This is a genomic window from Sphingomonas sp. Ell38C01 (genome assembly GCF_055231975.1).
Map to the genome: position 1 here is coordinate 3,176,679 of NZ_JBUYVA010000001.1, position 15,789 is coordinate 3,192,467.

14 protein-coding genes are annotated in these 15,789 nt (G+C 63.9%); 10 read left to right on the forward strand and 4 right to left on the reverse strand.

All coding sequences use genetic code 11. The annotated features are described in order from the left end of the window. The first annotated feature begins 34 nt into the window (after positions 1-34). From ACV7NO_RS15100 to ACV7NO_RS15110, 3 genes are all read left to right on the forward strand, one after another. On the forward strand, positions 35-1,873 hold the full coding sequence (locus tag ACV7NO_RS15100) for a DUF262 domain-containing protein (protein WP_463406780.1): 1,839 nt from the start codon (positions 35-37) through the stop codon (positions 1,871-1,873). A gap of 255 nt (positions 1,874-2,128) precedes the next feature. Continuing rightward, positions 2,129-3,097, forward strand: a complete 969-nt coding sequence (locus tag ACV7NO_RS15105; RefSeq protein ID WP_463406781.1) for a protein kinase domain-containing protein — start codon at positions 2,129-2,131, stop codon at positions 3,095-3,097. Positions 3,098-3,198: 101 nt separating this feature from the next. Then, entirely contained in the window at positions 3,199-3,435 is a 237-nt protein-coding gene (locus ACV7NO_RS15110; protein WP_463406782.1) for a hypothetical protein, read from the forward strand. A 241-nt stretch (positions 3,436-3,676) separates the two neighbouring features. Here the strand turns inward: ACV7NO_RS15110 and ACV7NO_RS15115 are convergent, their stop codons facing one another. Further along, on the reverse strand, positions 3,677-3,976 hold the full coding sequence (locus ACV7NO_RS15115; protein ID WP_463406783.1) for a helix-turn-helix domain-containing protein: 300 nt from the start codon (positions 3,974-3,976) through the stop codon (positions 3,677-3,679). 40 nt (positions 3,977-4,016) lie between these two features. Between ACV7NO_RS15115 and ACV7NO_RS15120 the strand changes: the two genes are divergently transcribed. The 6 genes from ACV7NO_RS15120 (at position 4,017) to ACV7NO_RS15145 (ending at position 10,190) form a co-directional block, all read left to right on the forward strand. Further along, entirely contained in the window at positions 4,017-4,412 is a 396-nt protein-coding gene (locus tag ACV7NO_RS15120; RefSeq protein WP_463406784.1) for a helix-turn-helix domain-containing protein, read from the forward strand. 440 nt (positions 4,413-4,852) lie between these two features. Next, on the forward strand, positions 4,853-6,193 hold the full coding sequence (locus tag ACV7NO_RS15125) for an ATP synthase subunit B family protein (protein ID WP_463406785.1): 1,341 nt from the start codon (positions 4,853-4,855) through the stop codon (positions 6,191-6,193). Then, positions 6,186-7,037 (forward strand): hypothetical protein, encoded by an 852-nt coding sequence (locus ACV7NO_RS15130; RefSeq protein ID WP_463406786.1) that lies wholly within the window; start codon positions 6,186-6,188, stop codon positions 7,035-7,037. Before ACV7NO_RS15125 ends, ACV7NO_RS15130 begins: the two co-directional genes overlap by 8 nt. Positions 7,038-7,040: 3 nt before the next feature. Then, entirely contained in the window at positions 7,041-8,390 is a 1,350-nt protein-coding gene (locus ACV7NO_RS15135) for a hypothetical protein (protein WP_463406787.1), read from the forward strand. Beyond that, entirely contained in the window at positions 8,390-9,307 is a 918-nt protein-coding gene (locus tag ACV7NO_RS15140; protein WP_463406788.1) for a hypothetical protein, read from the forward strand. Before ACV7NO_RS15135 ends, ACV7NO_RS15140 begins: the two co-directional genes overlap by 1 nt. A 616-nt stretch (positions 9,308-9,923) precedes the next feature. Further along, on the forward strand, positions 9,924-10,190 hold the full coding sequence (locus ACV7NO_RS15145) for a thermonuclease family protein (RefSeq protein ID WP_463406789.1): 267 nt from the start codon (positions 9,924-9,926) through the stop codon (positions 10,188-10,190). A gap of 170 nt (positions 10,191-10,360) precedes the next feature. On the opposite strand, the gene ACV7NO_RS15150 is transcribed toward ACV7NO_RS15145, so the two are convergent. Together ACV7NO_RS15150 and ACV7NO_RS15155 are read right to left on the reverse strand one after the other, a co-directional pair. After that, the gene (locus ACV7NO_RS15150; protein ID WP_463406790.1) at positions 10,361-11,860 is read right to left on the reverse strand and encodes a protein kinase domain-containing protein; all 1,500 of its coding nucleotides are present in this window, start codon (positions 11,858-11,860) and stop codon (positions 10,361-10,363) included. 4 nt (positions 11,861-11,864) lie between these two features. Next, the gene (locus tag ACV7NO_RS15155; RefSeq protein WP_463406791.1) at positions 11,865-12,317 is read right to left on the reverse strand and encodes a hypothetical protein; all 453 of its coding nucleotides are present in this window, start codon (positions 12,315-12,317) and stop codon (positions 11,865-11,867) included. A 63-nt stretch (positions 12,318-12,380) separates the two neighbouring features. Between ACV7NO_RS15155 and ACV7NO_RS15160 the strand changes: the two genes are divergently transcribed. Continuing rightward, a complete protein-coding gene (locus tag ACV7NO_RS15160; protein ID WP_463406792.1) occupies positions 12,381-13,379 on the forward strand; it encodes a DNA cytosine methyltransferase in 999 nt (332 codons plus the stop codon). On the opposite strand, the gene ACV7NO_RS15165 is transcribed toward ACV7NO_RS15160, so the two are convergent. Then, on the reverse strand, positions 13,347-15,713 hold the full coding sequence (locus tag ACV7NO_RS15165; RefSeq protein ID WP_463406793.1) for an ATP-binding protein: 2,367 nt from the start codon (positions 15,711-15,713) through the stop codon (positions 13,347-13,349). The genes ACV7NO_RS15160 and ACV7NO_RS15165 overlap by 33 nt on opposite strands. Positions 15,714-15,789 lie beyond the last annotated feature (76 nt).

The following is a 15,789-nucleotide window of genomic DNA, read 5'->3' on the forward strand; positions in this document are numbered from 1 at the left end:
TTTACAAGTTGCGCAATTCAGGGGATTACACACCATGTCGAAGACGATCGATTCAGAAGACCTCAGTTTAGCCAAGGTCTTTCAATCGTTTTACCGCGTTCCCGACTATCAGCGGGAGTATGTATGGGGTGAGAAGGGTCCGAATGGAGAAGGTGGGGACCAAGTCGATCAGTTTTTGCAAGATATATATAGCGAGTTCGAGGCTGCCACTCCTGAGCATGTCGAGGAGTATTTCATCGGAACAATTGTCGTCTGGGAGCCGCAAGACGGTCATTTTGATCTGATTGACGGACAACAACGTACTACGACCAGCTTCCTGACGCTCTGCGCACTACGTGACGCTTTCGTGGCTGCCGGCGCAGCAGTTCCTCCGACATTGAAAGATCAGATTTCTTCCAGCAGCATGGACTGGCGAGGGGACACCAAGCACGTGATTCGCCTTGATCTGCAATACGAAGACGCTTGCGGCGTGCTATCCGACTACGGTGAGGCCCGGCAGCCGAGCGACAGAACAGCAACGCGATCGACCCGCAACTTGGCCAACGCCTATGAGACGATACGCGACTTCCTCCGCGACAACTTCGGAGGTGACGCCGCCATGCTGCAGCGCTTTTACGGCTACTTCGCCACCAAAGTTAAGCTAATCCGGATCCAAACTCCGAGCGTCAGCCGCGCGCTCAAGATCTTCGAGACCATCAACGATCGCGGGGCGGGGCTCGACGGTATGGACCTGCTGAAGAACCTGCTTTTCATGAAGGCCAGACCGGAGCAGTTCGCCAAACTGAAGGTTGAGTGGAAAGAGCTGACTCAAGAGCTATTTGACGCGTCGGAGAAGCCGCTGCGTTTTCTTCGCTACTTCATTCTGGCGAATTACGACGTCAAGGACGCAAAGCTCCGGGAGGAGGACATCTACGACTGGCTAACCAAGTCTGCGTCGCAGACCAACCATTCGGCGGACCCGCTTGGCTTCGCGGCGACTCTGAAAGCGGGTGCGAAAGCCTATGCGCGCTTTTCTAGGGGCGAAAATCCGCGCGGCACGAGCGAGCATGGACTGCTTAATACCCGTGCGCTCGGTGGCAGCGCAATTAAGCAGCACTATGTGCTCCTGCTCGCCGGCCGGCACCTACCGGCGCCGCTCTTCACCCGGTTGTGCAACGGCATCGAGCAGGTGATGTGCGTGTGGCTGTTTGCCGGGGTCCCGGCCAAAGACTACGAACGCGCGGTTACGGCTGCCGCGCGCGTATTGCGGAGCGTTGAGACCGAAGCTGAGTTCTCCGCCTTCGAACAGGGTTTCGTCATTGCCGAGAAGCGCGCGCACGGCGAAGACTTTCTCGAAGCGTTGCAAGAACTGACGACCTCGGATGTGCGGCATTTTAGAATGAAGTACCTCTTGGCTAAGATCGTTCAGCACGTCGACATCCAAGCATACGGGCGCGAGGGCTACGAGGCACTGTCCACGTACCTGCTGTCGAGCAATGAGGTCGAACACATCTTGGCACAGGGCTCGACGCCGGCCGCGGCCGGGGAGTTCGGGAAGAACGCTCGCGACGAGAGCTACATTCAATGCCTAGGCAATTTGATGCTGCTCGAAAAGAGTGTCAACATCGTAGCAAGCAATGCACCGTATTCGCAAAAGTGCGGCGTTTACCCGTCGTCGAAGTTCCTGTTGTCTCGATGCCAAGCGGCGCGCTTGAAGGTCGGGACCAACGACCGCATTACCCGCGCGATGAAGCGGCTCGACCCTGCGCCAGTCTGGAACTCAGCGGCAGTGGACCGGCGGCAGCTTTGGTTCGCCGATATTGCACTTGATGTCTGGGATGTTCGATCCTCGCTACCGGCGTCCCAACCAGAAGATGGGCCGCTATCGGTTTAGCCGCCCCCCCCCCCGGCAGTTGATGCGATCCACAAATGGTCAGTTTGCGCACGCCTCAGGTCTCGTAATCACGGCCATTGGTTCATTTGCGTTCGGGCGTCAGGATCTAAGCCGTTGCGCGGTGAAATTGGGCAGCTTATCTCCCCCGATAATAGAAGAGCTCATCTTCGACTAATCCGGGCATTCGGAAGGCGGGCAGCGCGCAGTTGCGAATTCCGACATTGGCGATCCCCTGGCCTGGCCTTACGAGAAAGAATGATTATGGACACAGAGCCGAAGAGCGCCCCGTATTTAGAAATACCAAACTTTACCTTCGTACGCGGCATCGGCAAAGGAGCTAACGGAACTGTCTACGAGGCCAAGGACGCGCAGCTTGGACGCAGTGTCGCGGTCAAGTTTTGGAACTCGCGTGGTCGGGACCGGGCAAGGCACGAGACGGCAAAGATCGCCGCGTTGAATCACCCGCTCGTCGTCACCACGCATTTCTTCGGCGAACTGAACGGCCACCCATACGCCGTGATGGAGCTCGTCGCCGGCATCTCGGGAAAGGAATGGATGGCGACGTCTCCAAGCGTGCGTACGCGCATAAAGGTCTGGCGACTATATGTGCAGGCGCTCAGGCACCTGCACTCGGCTGGAGTGGTGCACGGGGACCCGCACCTAGGCAACATCATCGTGTTTGAGGACGAGGCGGAGGCCCACACATCTCAGGACTTGCGAGGCAAGGCAGCAGTCTCGATGAAGTTGGTGGATGCGGGCACGAGCGAGTTCTGGTCAAAGAAGGACGACTTCGCAGTACGCGAGGCGAGGCTGATCCGCGGGACAGCAAGTAAAATGTTTCGCGAAGAGCGGTTTGCCGCGCTGACCGACCGCCTAGGCGGTCTTGGGTTTCAAGACACACTTACGGTTTGCGACGCTATCGTATCGTGCATATCCGTCCTTCACGGTGCCTACGACTCCGATCGGCAGGCAGAGAATGCCGAGCTTGTGGTGGACATCGCGATCGGCGCACCATTCTTCAAACTTCACGAACTGAGCCGGCAGGTTTTCGACAGTCCAGCAACGACAAAGGATCGAGTCGTCCGGCGCCTCAATGGTGCGCTCTTGCACATGTCCGAGAGATGGAAGGGTCCAGAGGAACTCAACGAATCAACAGAGGCACTTTATGGCCAGAGGCGCCGCAACTGGTTCGCAGGTGACAGAAAGCCAATCGCTGCAAGCTAGGCAAGGAATTGCCATCCTCTTCCGAGCCATTGCGGGATGCCGATAGGTGTGCGACGCTGGCTTGGCAGTGAGCCACACTTCATTACCTATCGGAATAGAGAATGACGCCGGAAGAACGACTGGAGCTCGACGGCGCATTTAAGAAGCTTGCCCGAACGCAGGACGCATTAGGCCGCTTGGCTGACGAGGGAATGCAGAAGGCAATGGCTCAAGTTAATCAGGGAACGTGGAACGGATATTTCCCTCGCCTCCGGGCGGCGCGCACTGCTGCCGATGCAGCTCAGGCGGAACTCGAAGAGGTCTTTCGTCGGGTCGTACCCACGCAGTCGGTCGATTAGGCCGCGTCAGCGATAGTAGCGGTTCATCGCATCGCCTGCCGCTGAGGCTACGCCTCGGTCGGTCGCCGAGAAGTGAGCTTTCGAAGAGTTGGCTAACGCCAGCTGGGATCCTCCGCATGCCGCTTTCAATGGAAGAAGGGCAGCTTTCCGCTATCGCGTGCCCGGTAGCGGCCCGTCCGGTTTCTACCTGAAACGGATATTTAGGTCCGCGAGCCAAATGTGAGTTAACCCCTATCGACTCCTAGTGCTCGCTTGTGTCGGCGCTTGACCCGGGCTGCCGCTCCTCTGCTAGACGGCTTACCACCTCTGATGCCGCAAAGCCAAGTATCTCGGCCAGGTCCAAGAGTTCGGTCACGTCCAATCGTCGGCGGCCCGCTTCAATCTCAGCAAGGACTGACTGCGGGCGTTTTAGCAGAAGGGACGCCGCACCCTGGGTCAGGCCAGCCCTCTTGCGCCTCTCGACTATGAGGGCGCCGAGACGAGATCGTTCGCGCGTGGCTTCACTCCTAGCGATGGCTAAGCACGCCAGCAGGGTCCACATTTCGCTTGCGGAAATTCAGATTATCTAAAATAATGACGGCATGGCAGAGCATAAAGCATATCACGATTGGGGTGCATCGGAGTTGGGGCGACACATTGCCTCGCTTGAGAAGTTAGCGAGACTAACACTCAATCTTCGCAATCACCTAGACGAGACGGCAAAAAAATTGGCGCGGGAGCGCAAGGAAGCCACTACGGCCTACAGGCTGGCCACGACTGGCGTACGCCGTCCGCCGTGGCGCGCGCCTGTAGTCCTTGGGATTACTGCCGAGGTGCTAACCGTAAGCGAACTGGCGAGTGCGCTCGGCGTCACTACGACGACTGTTCGTAAGATGGTCGAGGACGGTAGACTTCCGGCACCGGCAATTGATGGCGGACTTCAAAAGTTCTCTCGGTCTGCCATCGATGCATGGATTGGAATGCATTGCGGTGCTTAGGCGAATGCAGAACCGCCAATTGCGTTAAAAACGATCCCTTTTGCCTGAGCGCGTATGTCTGGCGCCGCTAAGTTGAGAGTTGCCGTGATCAGCTCGTCGCCGCTGCCTACCACTCGGTAGCGGCCCGTCTCACCCGCCTCCGACAGCTTGCCGTGATGCGGGTGAAGGGCATTCGTAGAGCCTTCCGTATGCCATCATCTGATAGACATCGGCCTGGCTTAGCCCTTCCATATCCGAGACACCTGATGATGCAGGCCCGCGGCTTTGATCGTCAAACACTGCTCCCCGTGTGACAGCCGTCACACACTGCGATGGCGATGGCATTCAATCAATTATCTCCGCTTGGAAATGCTGCGCCCTCCTGGCTATAGTCCTTCCAGATGGGGGCATGGACAGCATTAAGGGAGCTCTTCGAGCGGCGTGAACCGGTTTTCGCGCCGATGGACGACCCGTTCATCCAGCTCGATCGGGAGGACGCCGCGCGGCAGCTGCGGTTGGCGGAGCGCGGAGCCGAGCAGGGAAGCCAGGAACTCCCCTCGCAGACGATGAGGACGCTCGACAGCGTTGAGGCGGAAGTCGCCGCCATCATGGCCGATCACCACTCGCGGGCGCAGATCGACGCGGCGAACAGCGTCAGGACGTACGACGATGCGCTTAACGGACTCGCGCTGCTTTCGCGCTTGTCCTCGATCAGGACGCAGTCGCGTCGGGCAATCACCGACTTCAAGGCGCAGGTGGCCAACCGGCGTAACCGACTGTCGAACAGCCGCGACGCTATCGAGGCGTCCTACGGGGAGCTGCGGTCGTTCCGCCGTGCCAACGGGCTTGACCGCCCGGCGCATACTTTGCCGCCGACGCTCAGCACGGTCGGCACTATCGTGCTCTCATGGCTTGGCGAAACGGCCGCGAACGCCTTCCTGCTCCGGCTGAACGACAGTATGGGCTATCTCGGCGGCATCGTCGCCGCCGCGACCGTTGGCGCTGTCAACGTGTTGGTCGCCGCCTTCGTCGGGCGGCAGGTCTGGCCGCGGACAAACCTGCGCGATCCTACCGCCCGCAAGCTGGCCTATGCCGGCATCGGCGCCTGGGCCGTGCTGATGTTGGGGTGGAACCTCCTTGCGGCACACTACCGCGACGCGAAGTCGCTGGGTGTTGCGGTACCGGAGCAGGCGGCGCTTGATATGATGGCCTCGGGCCTCGACAGCATCTACTCCTATGGCCTCCTCGTCGCGGGCGTCGTCTTCGCCGTACTTGCCGCACGGGCCGGATACCGGATGGACGATCCCTATCCCGGCTACGGCGAGCGGGCGCGGCGGCACGAGGAGCGTTGCGAGGACTACGCCGACGAGGTGCAGCAGGCCAGCAGCGAACTGCTGGAGATCCGCGACGCGGCGATCGACGAGGCATCCGAGGTGCGCGAGGAGTTGGAGACGCAGCTGGCGGAGCGTGCGCAGATACTGTCGGCTCGTGACACCTTCCGCCGCCGCTACGACGAGCACGCCGCACAGCTGGAGCAGACCGGGAACGCGCTACTCCAGATCTATCGGGCCGCGAACGTCGGCGCCCGAACGACGCCAGCCCCGCCCCACTTCGACGATCACTGGACGCTCCCGCACAGCGTCCTGCCACCCCCGCCTGCCAGCAGCGTCGGGGAAGGCGAGGTCCGCGCGGCCGAGGCAGCGCTGACCGAGGCCGTCGGCCAGATCAGCGATGGCTGCGACGCGGCGATCTCCAGCTTCGAACCCCTCGACAAGCTGAAGTCGAGCCTCGCGAATGGCTAAGCGACCATCGTCAGGCGGGCGCCGGCAGGCGCGCCGGGGGACCGTCCGGGAGGAGCGCGTCCGCAAGCAGAACCAGTCGGCGCTCGTCAAGATCGCCGCCGCCATCCTCGTCGTGGGCGTGGTGGTGACGTTCTATCTCAGGGTCCAGGCCTCCCACAGGGCGCTGGACCAGGTGACGCTGTGCCCGGCCAAGCCCACAAGCGTGACCGTGCTGCTAGTCGACGTCACCGACCCGATGAACACGCCGCAGCGGCAGGACTTCATGAACCAGCTCGCGCGGCTCAAGAACTCGATCCCAAGATACGGTGCGCTGGTGGTGTCGAAGGTCGATCCGACCGACGCGAACCTCCTCTCCCCAATCATTACCCGCTGCAACCCGGGCACCGCGGCGGATGTCAGCGAGGCAACGGGGGATCCCGCGTTCGTGCAGAGGCAATGGAGCGAGGGCTTCGACAAGCCGCTACAAGCCTCGTTCGGGAGGCTGGCGGCGGCGAGCGGCTCCGACAGGTCGCCGATCCTGGAGTCCATACAGTCGGTGGCACTTACAGAGTTTCAGAAGCCCGGGCGCGAGGACGTCCCCCGACGGCTCGTCGTCGCGTCCGACCTCCTGCAGAATACGGCTGAGATCAGCTTCTACCGCGGCCTTCCAGATCCACGGGACTTCGCGTCCAGTGCAGCCTTCAGACGCGCCCGCACGGACCTGCGCGGCGTGGAGGTCGAGCTCTGGATGCTCGAGCGCTCCGACGCCGCGTCCACGCAGCCCCGGTCGCTCGCGGACCTGTGGGACCGTGTGATCATCGAACAGGGCGGCGACCTCAAGCGCATCTACAACGTCAGCGGGTGAACGATGCAGGGTAGCCGAACGGGTCTGATCGACCGTCTAGCCGAGCGTGGGCTCATCGACCGCTGGGGCTTCCTTGCCTTCGCGCTAGGTGGCGCCTCCTGCATCCTGGTCGCCAAGCACACCGGGCTCTCGCCGGTGCTGGTCGCCGCGGCGGCCGCGATCACGATGGTGCTCTACGCGGCGCTCGCCCAGGCCAAGGGGACTGGACGCCTGCGCGGGGACCAAGCGGGCGACAACTGCTACTACCTCGGCCTTATCTACACGCTAACCAGCCTCGCCTACGCGATCTTCCTGTTCGATCCAGCCGAAACCGCGACGACCATCGTCCAGGGGTTCGGCATCGCGCTCGCGACCACCATCATGGGAATCGTCCTACGCGTGTTCTTCAACCAGACGAGGGTCGATCTGGTGGAGACCGAGGACACGGCGCGCGTGGAGCTCGCGGACGCGGCGGGCCGGCTGAAGGCCGAGCTCGCCGCCACCGTGGTCAGCATGAACGACTTCGGGCGGCGCACCCGGCAGTCCCTTGAAGAACTGAGCGAGGCGGTGGTCGAAGCGCTCGGCAACGTCCAGACCGCGGCCACGCAGGCCGTCAACGCGGCCGCGGAGCAGACCACCACATCTATCCGCACCGTCGGCGAGGAGGCGATCCGCTCGGTCGCCGAAACCGCCACCCGCGCCTCCGGCGCCATCGCGGAGACCGCCGGCCAGGCGACGCAGGCCGTAACCGAGCAGACCAGCGAGGCGGTCGCCCGAACGCGGCGGCTATCTACCGCCACCGAGAAGGTGGTGGCCGGCATCGAAAAGCATGTCGGGGTGATCGGTCAGGTCGAGAAGACGACCGGCGGGATCACCGCGGGCCTCGCCGCGCTCGAAACCGCGGCGACCGCCACGCTCTTCTCCATGGAGGCGCTCGACGCCCGCGCCCGCCACGTGGACGAGGCGGAGGAAGGCGTCGCCGGCGCCGGCCGCGCGCTCCGCGACGCGGCCGCCGAGCTGGTCGGCCACGTGAAGGGCTTCGATGGTGCGGCCGACCGGTTCGACAAGCTGGTGGCCGCCCGGCTCGAAGAGGTGCGCCGCGTTCCGACCGAGGTCACCGATAGAGCGGCCGAGCAGATCGACCGCTACGTCGCCGCGATCCGCGAGAGCCTAGACCGACTCGCCAAGGCGCAGGCCGAGACCGCCGCCAACCTGGTCAGGGACGTCGGCGAGGGATCGGCCGCCATCGCCCGGCACAACGAGGCGCTGGAGGCCGAGCTCGCGCGCTCCCGCGGGAACGTGGCTAAGGTGCACGCGGCGCTCGTCGAGATGACGGACGGGCTCGCCGCGCGCGTCGAGGCGCAAGCCGGCTGATGTCCAGCCAATTCGATCTGCGACAGGACAAGGCCTACCGCCGCGGCCTGGTGCTCGGCCTCACCGTCGCCGAGATCATGATCCTCCTGATCTTCGTCCTGCTCATGGCACTGGCCGCCGCGCTACAGAACCGCGACCAGCGCATCCAAGCGCTGGACAAAGGGGGCGCATCGAGGCTCGTGGAAGCGGTGCAGAAGGCCTACCCGCAGGCGAAGACGAGCGACGACTACTTCAAGGAGCTGACCAAGGCGATCGAGGCGCGGCAGGTGGTCGAGAGCGCGGGCCCCACGGCCGGCCGGCAGCAGCTGCTCACTGACGCGGAGACCGGGCGGCGCATCCGCGAGGCCGCCGCCGCCTCAGGAGTCAAGGATCCCGAGCGATTCACGAAGGAGGTCGTCGAGGCGTCGTCACGCGGGCGCAAGGGACAGTGGCCGCCGTTCTTCAACCTCAGCGAGGCGGGCGGCTACTTCTTCGATTCGGGCAAGGCCACGCTGCGACCCGAGTTCGAGCGCAACCTGCGCTCGCAGATCATCCCCATGCTCGCAAAGAGCGTCGCGGACTACGACGTCGACGTCGTCGAGGTCATCGGCCACACCGACGAGGTCCCGATGTCCGGCAACAGCAACCTGGACAGCCAGATCATCAACGCCTCCGCCGGCCGCTTCCCCGTCGCGGAACTACGCTCAACTGACAACGCCGGCCTCGCCATGGCGCGCGCCGTGGCCGTGACGAGGATCCTGCGGACGGACCCGCGGCTTGCCAAGGCCGCCATCCTGCCCCTCTCCGGCGCGCAGATGATCGTACCCGTGGACCACATGGCAAACGGCGCTGCCCGCGGAGGCGATCAGCGCCGCCGCCGTATCGAAATCAGGCTCCGGCGGTCTACCGCCCAGGCCAGCCCGACAATTGCAAAGTGACGGACGCACTCGACGCCAGCCTCGCCCGCCTGCGGCGGGCCATCGAGGATCGCCACCGAAGGCGACCGACGCCGCTTAACGGCCTGGCCCAGGCGCAGGCTCAAGGTCCGAACCCGTCGCGAGGGCCGCCGCTAGTGCAGGGGGCTGAGAACGCGCCGCATCACTCGAAGCCCGAGGAGATCGCCCCGCCTCGCCGGGAGCCGGAGGTCAACCTGTCCTGGACCGACCTGCTACGCCGGTTGCTCGGGAGGTGAGGGGAACACATCAACGACGCATTCGCACCAAGCACGAGCGCCAGCCGGTTCCGCGCGCATCGAGTCAGAGGAGCCGCCTGGGCCTCGTCGAGGCCATCGCGCTGGTGGTCGTCTGCGCGGCCTTCGCGGGTCTGATCGCCTGCACGTTTTCACGACCACCAGCGACCCGGTCGGACAGCGGTCCGGTTCGGGCCGCAGACGCTTCGCGGCGCACAGACGCTTCTCCAACCTCTACCGAGGGGAAAGCGTCACCCGACCCCGCTCGGCGTACGGCGGAGGGGTCGGTCACGGCTGGCGGGGGTGACGCATTCGACTGCCCGGAGCCGATGGTCACTGACGGTGACACCCTGCGGTGCGGTCCGATGCGCGTCCGCCTCGCTAGCATCGACGCGCCCGAGATGCCCGGCCATTGCAGGCGCGGGCGCGCCTGCACGCCTGGCGATCCCGTTGCGAGCACCGACCACCTGCGAGAGCTCGTCGAGGGCGGACCGCTGATATGTCGCCAGACCGACGTCGACCACTACGGTCGCGTCGTCGCGCTCTGCTCGAACGGCCGGGTGGACCTGTCGTGCTCGCAGGTTCGCTCTGGGTACGCGGTGATCCGCTACGGGGATCTCACCTGCCCCTGATGCGCGCTTGTCATCAGAGCTCGGTGCGGCGGGACTAGATGACACGCCGAAATACCGGCGGAGACCATCGGCGATAATCAGGCACCTTGGGCATATCCGAAAGCGGCCGTGCCGCTATCCGCGATGGCGATCCTTACCACTGCGTGCGGTTCCCGTCGCAAAGCCAATCATCAATAAGGCCGCGCCGTTCGGACTTGAGATAAGAAGGAAGGCCGGCGCTCGACGACCTCAGCTGCGACCACGCGATCGGCATTGGCCTGCATATAGGCTCGGAACTCAGCCTCGGTCATCCTCTCGTGCCGAGCGTCGTAGGTGGCGGTCGTGCGGTTGTAAGGCGAGGCCGTGCTGAAGATGACGAATGCGCCCTTGAGATAGCGACGAACATGCTTCGCCGCCTTGGCTGCGGGATCTTCCTCATAGTCGCCATTGTCCCAAGCGTAGGGCGACACGAAACGACCATCGGAAAGTTCGTAGACCTCCTCGGCATAGCCATCGTCGGTAAGATAGGCACGATCGGTGCCGGTAGGATCAATGGGCGCTGCGACGAGGCGGAAGTAATTCCACTGGGAGCCCGCCCGAAACGACTCGAACGTCAGCTTCTCGGGTTGAAGGACGGTGACGAAGCCCGAATGCAGTTCGATCAAACCGGCCTCCGTAGCCCGCGCCACGCCCGACACCGTCATTCCGCCGCCGTCCGGAAAGAACATGTGGTTCAGGGACTCGTTCTGCCCGACGAGTCGGAGCAGCGAGCATATGCTGTCGATGTCGGTCCACGTGGCGGAAGATGGCGCCCCCGCCGGGAAGAGCCGGTTCTGAACCTCGGTCCACTCTCCCAGGTTCCGTTCGTCGAAGTCTTCCATCATGGCGAGCCATTCTGCCAACCGCTCGCGCACCCCATCCATCGTCGGCCGAGCCTCCGGGTCGTTGCCGGTGCATTCGCCGAGGAGCTCGTCGAGGGGAGTCGTGAAGACGTCGGCCATGTAGTTCGACAGCGCCAGGTTCCCGGCGGACACATATTGCCCGTCGAAGCCTAGCTGCTGTCCGGTGAGTCCGATCCACAGCGTCTTCGCGAAGGAGAACACGTCCGCCGGTCCACCGGCCGCCGCCGCAGCGGCGCGTCGCATCTCCGGTGCCATCGTGAACTTGGGACCCACATCCTGCCGCGCCGGGGTGATGCCGGGCCGCGCCGGATACTTGACCAGGCCGAAGTCCGCGAAGCAGAGGCGGCCGCCAAGGACCAGGATGTTGGCCGGCTTGATGTCGCGATGGAATATCTGCAGCGCGTGGAGATCGGCCAACGTCTTCGCGAGAGGGAGAAACTCGGTCACGACCTCGACCGCCGTCCGCTTGGCGATGCGGCTGGCGAACGGCGCCGCGAGCGGCATCGAGAACCAATGAACCGCGCCCGTGCGGCCAGGGAGCGTCCCCTGCTCGATCAGGGGGACGATGCCAGGGACGGCGATGGCCAGCGCTAGAGCCGCTGTCTCGGCTTCGAACCTGGCGAGCGCCTCGCCATCAACGCGCTTCAGGATCTTGATCGCGGTCGCCTCCCGGCCGGCCTGTTCGGCGCGCCACACCTCGCCGTTGCCACCCTGGCCAAGGCGACTTGTCAGTCTCCATCCGCCAATACGATCCCCGCCGCGAATGCTGTTTCTACGGTGTTTGGCCATCCGACTATACCGACTCCCCGCTAACGCGGCCTGGGCGCCGGACCTGCTGCGCCCGCCTGAGCACTACCAGCTGCTCCACAATCAGCCGGGGGTCGTAGCCATCGGCGAGGTAGGCCTTAACGCCACTCAGGGCGTCGTCGGCATAGGCGTTGGATCCGGTTGACGTGATCGTCGACTGCTTCTTCCGCCCGGGTCGGGCGGCATTAACGGTTGCGCTCCCGCCCGTGGCCGGCCGCGCCTCGCGCTCCAGTTCGGCGACCGCATCCACCGCCCGCTCAGCCTCGGCCATGCGAGAACTCGCATATCTCCACAGACGCTCGACCCGCTCGGTGACACGCTTCACCTCTCCGTTCAACACCCTCGACACGAAGGGCTGATCCGCGTCGATCGCCTTCGCGATGACGGACTGCACGGGAAGATGAGCGCTCCTCAGCATCGGCGGAAGCCGCTGCAGCACGTCTCCTGGTATATCGTCATCCTGCATAATTACCTTGCATAATCACTTACTCACATTAAAGCCATGCGTATTATGCAAGGTGTTACCTTCATCGATATGTTCAGCGGCGCCGGGCTTTTTAGCGCCGGCTTCGTCGGCCACGGTTTCGATCCAGTGATGGCGATCGATCTCTCGAAGGAGGCCACAGCCTCCTACAACCTCAACCTCCGACCGGTCGCGGTCGCCGGTTCCGTCGTCGACGCCACCGACATCCCGACAGCAGACGTGCTGATCGCGGGGCCGCCCTGCCAAGGGTTTTCGACGCTCGGCAGGCAGGACCCGCTCGACGTCCGAAACGACCTGGCGCTGCAGGTGCCCCGCTGGGCCGCCGCATCGGGCGCCAGGGTCGTGGTCATCGAGAACGTGCCGCCATTCCTCGCCTCCGCGCAGTGGCGGGCGCTCGCCGCCGCGCTGGAGGACCAGGGTTACGAGGTCTTCACCTGGGTGCTCGACGCCGTGGAGCATGGCACTCCCCAGCTCCGTCGCCGCGCCTTCACCATCGCATCGAAGATCGGGCGGTTCTCGGCGCCGGTCGCCCGCAAGGTCGTCCTCACCGCCGGCGACGCGATCGCGCTACCGATCGCGGAAGGCGATCCTCTCCACTCCTGGCCCATCGCCAGAGGCGTGGCGGCGGAACGCATCTCGATCATCCCGCCGAAGGGGGACAAGCGAGACGTGATGCGGCAGGCGCCACACCTCTGTCCGCCATCGTGGGCTCGCGTCGGCTGCCAGGCGACCGACGTCTGGGGAAGGATCGATCCCTCGGCCCCCTCGAACACGGTCCGCTGCACGTTCCAGAACCCGTCCAAGGGGCGCTACCTACACCCCGTTGAGAACCGCACGCTGTCGCTGCGCGAGGGTGCCCGCCTCCAGGGCGTTCCAGATCACTGGCAGTTCGTCGGCCGCCCCTACCCCGTCGCCCGGCAGATCGGCAACGGCGTGCCCGTCCCGTTGGCCACCGCAGTGGCCGGAGTGATCAGCGCAGCCCTCTCAGCTGCGGACGCCGTCCGGCTCGCCGCCTGACGCATCGAGCGCGGCATCCGCGTCATCGGCGGCCTCATCGACATCGGTGTCGTTATCGTCGTCGCCGAACTCCTCGATGTCGCGCTCCAGCGCCTTGATCGCCTCGACGTGAACCGTGCGCGCGTGCTTGATCAGCTCGTATAGCCCGATAATCTGGATCTGGTCCCCGGGGCCGGTCTCGACGAACTTGTCGATCAGCATCTTCTCGAACCGCTTGGACGGGTTCGGCTCCGGCATGGTCCCGATCAGGAAGCCGTTGACGCGAACGACGTGCGTCAGGTTGGTCCTGCACCATTCCTCAACGTCGGCGACGTAGTTCTCGAGCTGGCGCCAGTGCTCGATCGTCAACGGGAGCGCCGGGCTCTTCAGCTCGACGATCTTAAGGGTGTAGGGGCCCTCGACCATGGGATCAGAGAGCAGGAATACGAGGTCGGGCCTTACGTCCGTGTCCACCTCGCCATCCTTGATCGTCGCGAACCGATCGACCTTCATTATCTCCGCGAGCTTCGCGACGGTCGTGTTCACGTTCTGGTCGCTGGAGATGTAGGTCGAGAACTCCGGCCTGATGAGCCAGGGATTCTCCTTCAGGAGCTGATGGAGGTCCTTCTCGAACTGCTTCTTCTTCCAGTTCTCCTTGCCGCGATCGTAGAGGATCTGGAGCTTCTCGATGCCGCCGCGACGGGCGCGGTAGAGCTTGATCGCGTCGCGCTTCTCGATCTCAGAGAGCTGACGCAGCTGCCCCATGATCTGGGCGATCGTCGCGGGATCGGTCCCGTGCGAGGCAAGACTGATCAGCACCTCGGTCGCGTTGATCGAATGCATTATGGTCGGGGCGAGCTCCTCGAACTCGGGTGTGCCGACCTCGAAGGTCTGAGCGATGGTCTGCAGCAATCTCGCTCCGGCCTTGCGCGTCTTCGCGGGCAGCAGCTCAAGTGTGGCCGCTATGATCCGAGCCTGCGGATCCTCAAGTATCTTGCGATCGGCCTCAGCCTTCTTGAAGCGCGCATGTGCGGCGATGGCGCGCTTCATAACGACGACGACCTGCTGGAGCATCGCCCCGACGACCTCATTGCCCTCCTTGATCCCGTTGCGGGCCGTGTTCACGAAGTCGATCGAGCTGCGGTCCAGGTCGTCCGCCTCGACCACGCAGTCCATGTAGTCAACCGAGTGGAAGCTGTGCATGCCGGTCGGCAGACCGAAGAGCGCCGGCCCGGCCGCCAAGCGGTTGTTGCAATATATGGTCGCACCGCGATCCGCCCCGGATCCGTGCGAGCGGGCCAGGAAGCCGACATAGTAGCTGAACTTCAGAGTGCCCACGCCCGGCACCGGCACGGTCTCGTGCGCCCGCTCCCCGGCCCCGATCGCCGCGCGCGTCAGACTGATCGGGTAGACGAACTCATAGTCGGGCAGGTCGAACTGCAGGGTCTCGTCGTTGACGATTATCGCGAAGTCGTCGGGACGGATGGCGTGGAACGATTTCGCGATCACCTTGCGGATCTTCTCCATCGGGTCGCGTGTAGCGTCCGCCTTCAGCCGGCTGAGGATGATCCGAGTGCCATGCGATGCCGGATCCAGGCCGTCCTCGTATTGCACCGGCACCCGCACGTTGTGAATCGATCCAGCGTGATTGAGATCCTCGTCAACGAGGGTGATCACCGTAGCCGACGTCTCGCCGGCCCTCTTGGTCCAAAGCCGGACCGTGAGGGCGGCGCCGAAGCCCGCCAGCTTGCCGACCCCCTTGCGTCCCATGACGTATCGTCCGCCCGGCGAAGTGAGCTCGGTCTCCTTGCCCTTCGCATTGGAGCGGCGTTGCCGGTTGAGGGGAAGAAACTTCCGCTGGACCTCCTGCCAGCTCATGCCATGCCCATCGTCCTCGATCACCACCTCGATGGCGTCAGGGAGCGTCTCGAACAGTGATTCCAGGTTCAGCGCCGGCGTGACCGACGTGGTTGGGACTTCGTCGCCGTCCGATTTCGCCACAGGAAGATCTAGCGGCACCTGCCCCACGGCCTCGTCGGCCTGAATCGCGGCGGCCGAGTCAGCGCGAGCTTTCGCCGCCGCGCGCTCGGTCGCGATCTCCGCCTCTGGAATCGTGACCTTCACGTAGCTCGCGTCACCATCGTAGGCATTGGCGATGAACTCGACGAGGACCTTGCCGAGATTGGTGTAGAGATTGATGCCCAAGCTTTTCAGAATTCCGCTCTGGATCTCCATCGGCATGACCGGAGGCCGCTCCGCACCCTCTCCCGCATCGGACCCCATTCCAGTCCCCGAAAGTACGTCGAGGACGTCCGTCGCGACGCCCAAGTCTTCTGCGCCCGCTTTCTCAATCATATTCGAGATCCCCTCACGCTGCATGGATAACAAGTAAGACATCGCAACGCCATCGACGCCTAAACCCCGGCAACAA

What these genes read in the sequence shown, in the direction of transcription:
- ACV7NO_RS15100 (WP_463406780.1), top strand. Translation starts at nt 35, where the DNA reads ATGTCGAAGACGATCGATTCAGAAGACCTCAGTTTAGCCAAGGTCTTT.
- ACV7NO_RS15105 (WP_463406781.1), top strand. Translation starts at nt 2,129, where the DNA reads ATGATTATGGACACAGAGCCGAAGAGCGCCCCGTATTTAGAAATACCA.
- ACV7NO_RS15110 (WP_463406782.1), top strand. Translation starts at nt 3,199, where the DNA reads ATGACGCCGGAAGAACGACTGGAGCTCGACGGCGCATTTAAGAAGCTT.
- ACV7NO_RS15115 (WP_463406783.1), bottom strand. Translation starts at nt 3,976, where the DNA reads ATGTGGACCCTGCTGGCGTGCTTAGCCATCGCTAGGAGTGAAGCCACG.
- ACV7NO_RS15120 (WP_463406784.1), top strand. Translation starts at nt 4,017, where the DNA reads ATGGCAGAGCATAAAGCATATCACGATTGGGGTGCATCGGAGTTGGGG.
- ACV7NO_RS15125 (WP_463406785.1), top strand. Translation starts at nt 4,853, where the DNA reads ATGGACGACCCGTTCATCCAGCTCGATCGGGAGGACGCCGCGCGGCAG.
- ACV7NO_RS15130 (WP_463406786.1), top strand. Translation starts at nt 6,186, where the DNA reads ATGGCTAAGCGACCATCGTCAGGCGGGCGCCGGCAGGCGCGCCGGGGG.
- ACV7NO_RS15135 (WP_463406787.1), top strand. Translation starts at nt 7,041, where the DNA reads ATGCAGGGTAGCCGAACGGGTCTGATCGACCGTCTAGCCGAGCGTGGG.
- ACV7NO_RS15140 (WP_463406788.1), top strand. Translation starts at nt 8,390, where the DNA reads ATGTCCAGCCAATTCGATCTGCGACAGGACAAGGCCTACCGCCGCGGC.
- ACV7NO_RS15145 (WP_463406789.1), top strand. Translation starts at nt 9,924, where the DNA reads ATGCGCGTCCGCCTCGCTAGCATCGACGCGCCCGAGATGCCCGGCCAT.
- ACV7NO_RS15150 (WP_463406790.1), bottom strand. Translation starts at nt 11,860, where the DNA reads ATGGCCAAACACCGTAGAAACAGCATTCGCGGCGGGGATCGTATTGGC.
- ACV7NO_RS15160 (WP_463406792.1), top strand. Translation starts at nt 12,381, where the DNA reads ATGCGTATTATGCAAGGTGTTACCTTCATCGATATGTTCAGCGGCGCC.
- ACV7NO_RS15165 (WP_463406793.1), bottom strand. Translation starts at nt 15,713, where the DNA reads ATGATTGAGAAAGCGGGCGCAGAAGACTTGGGCGTCGCGACGGACGTC.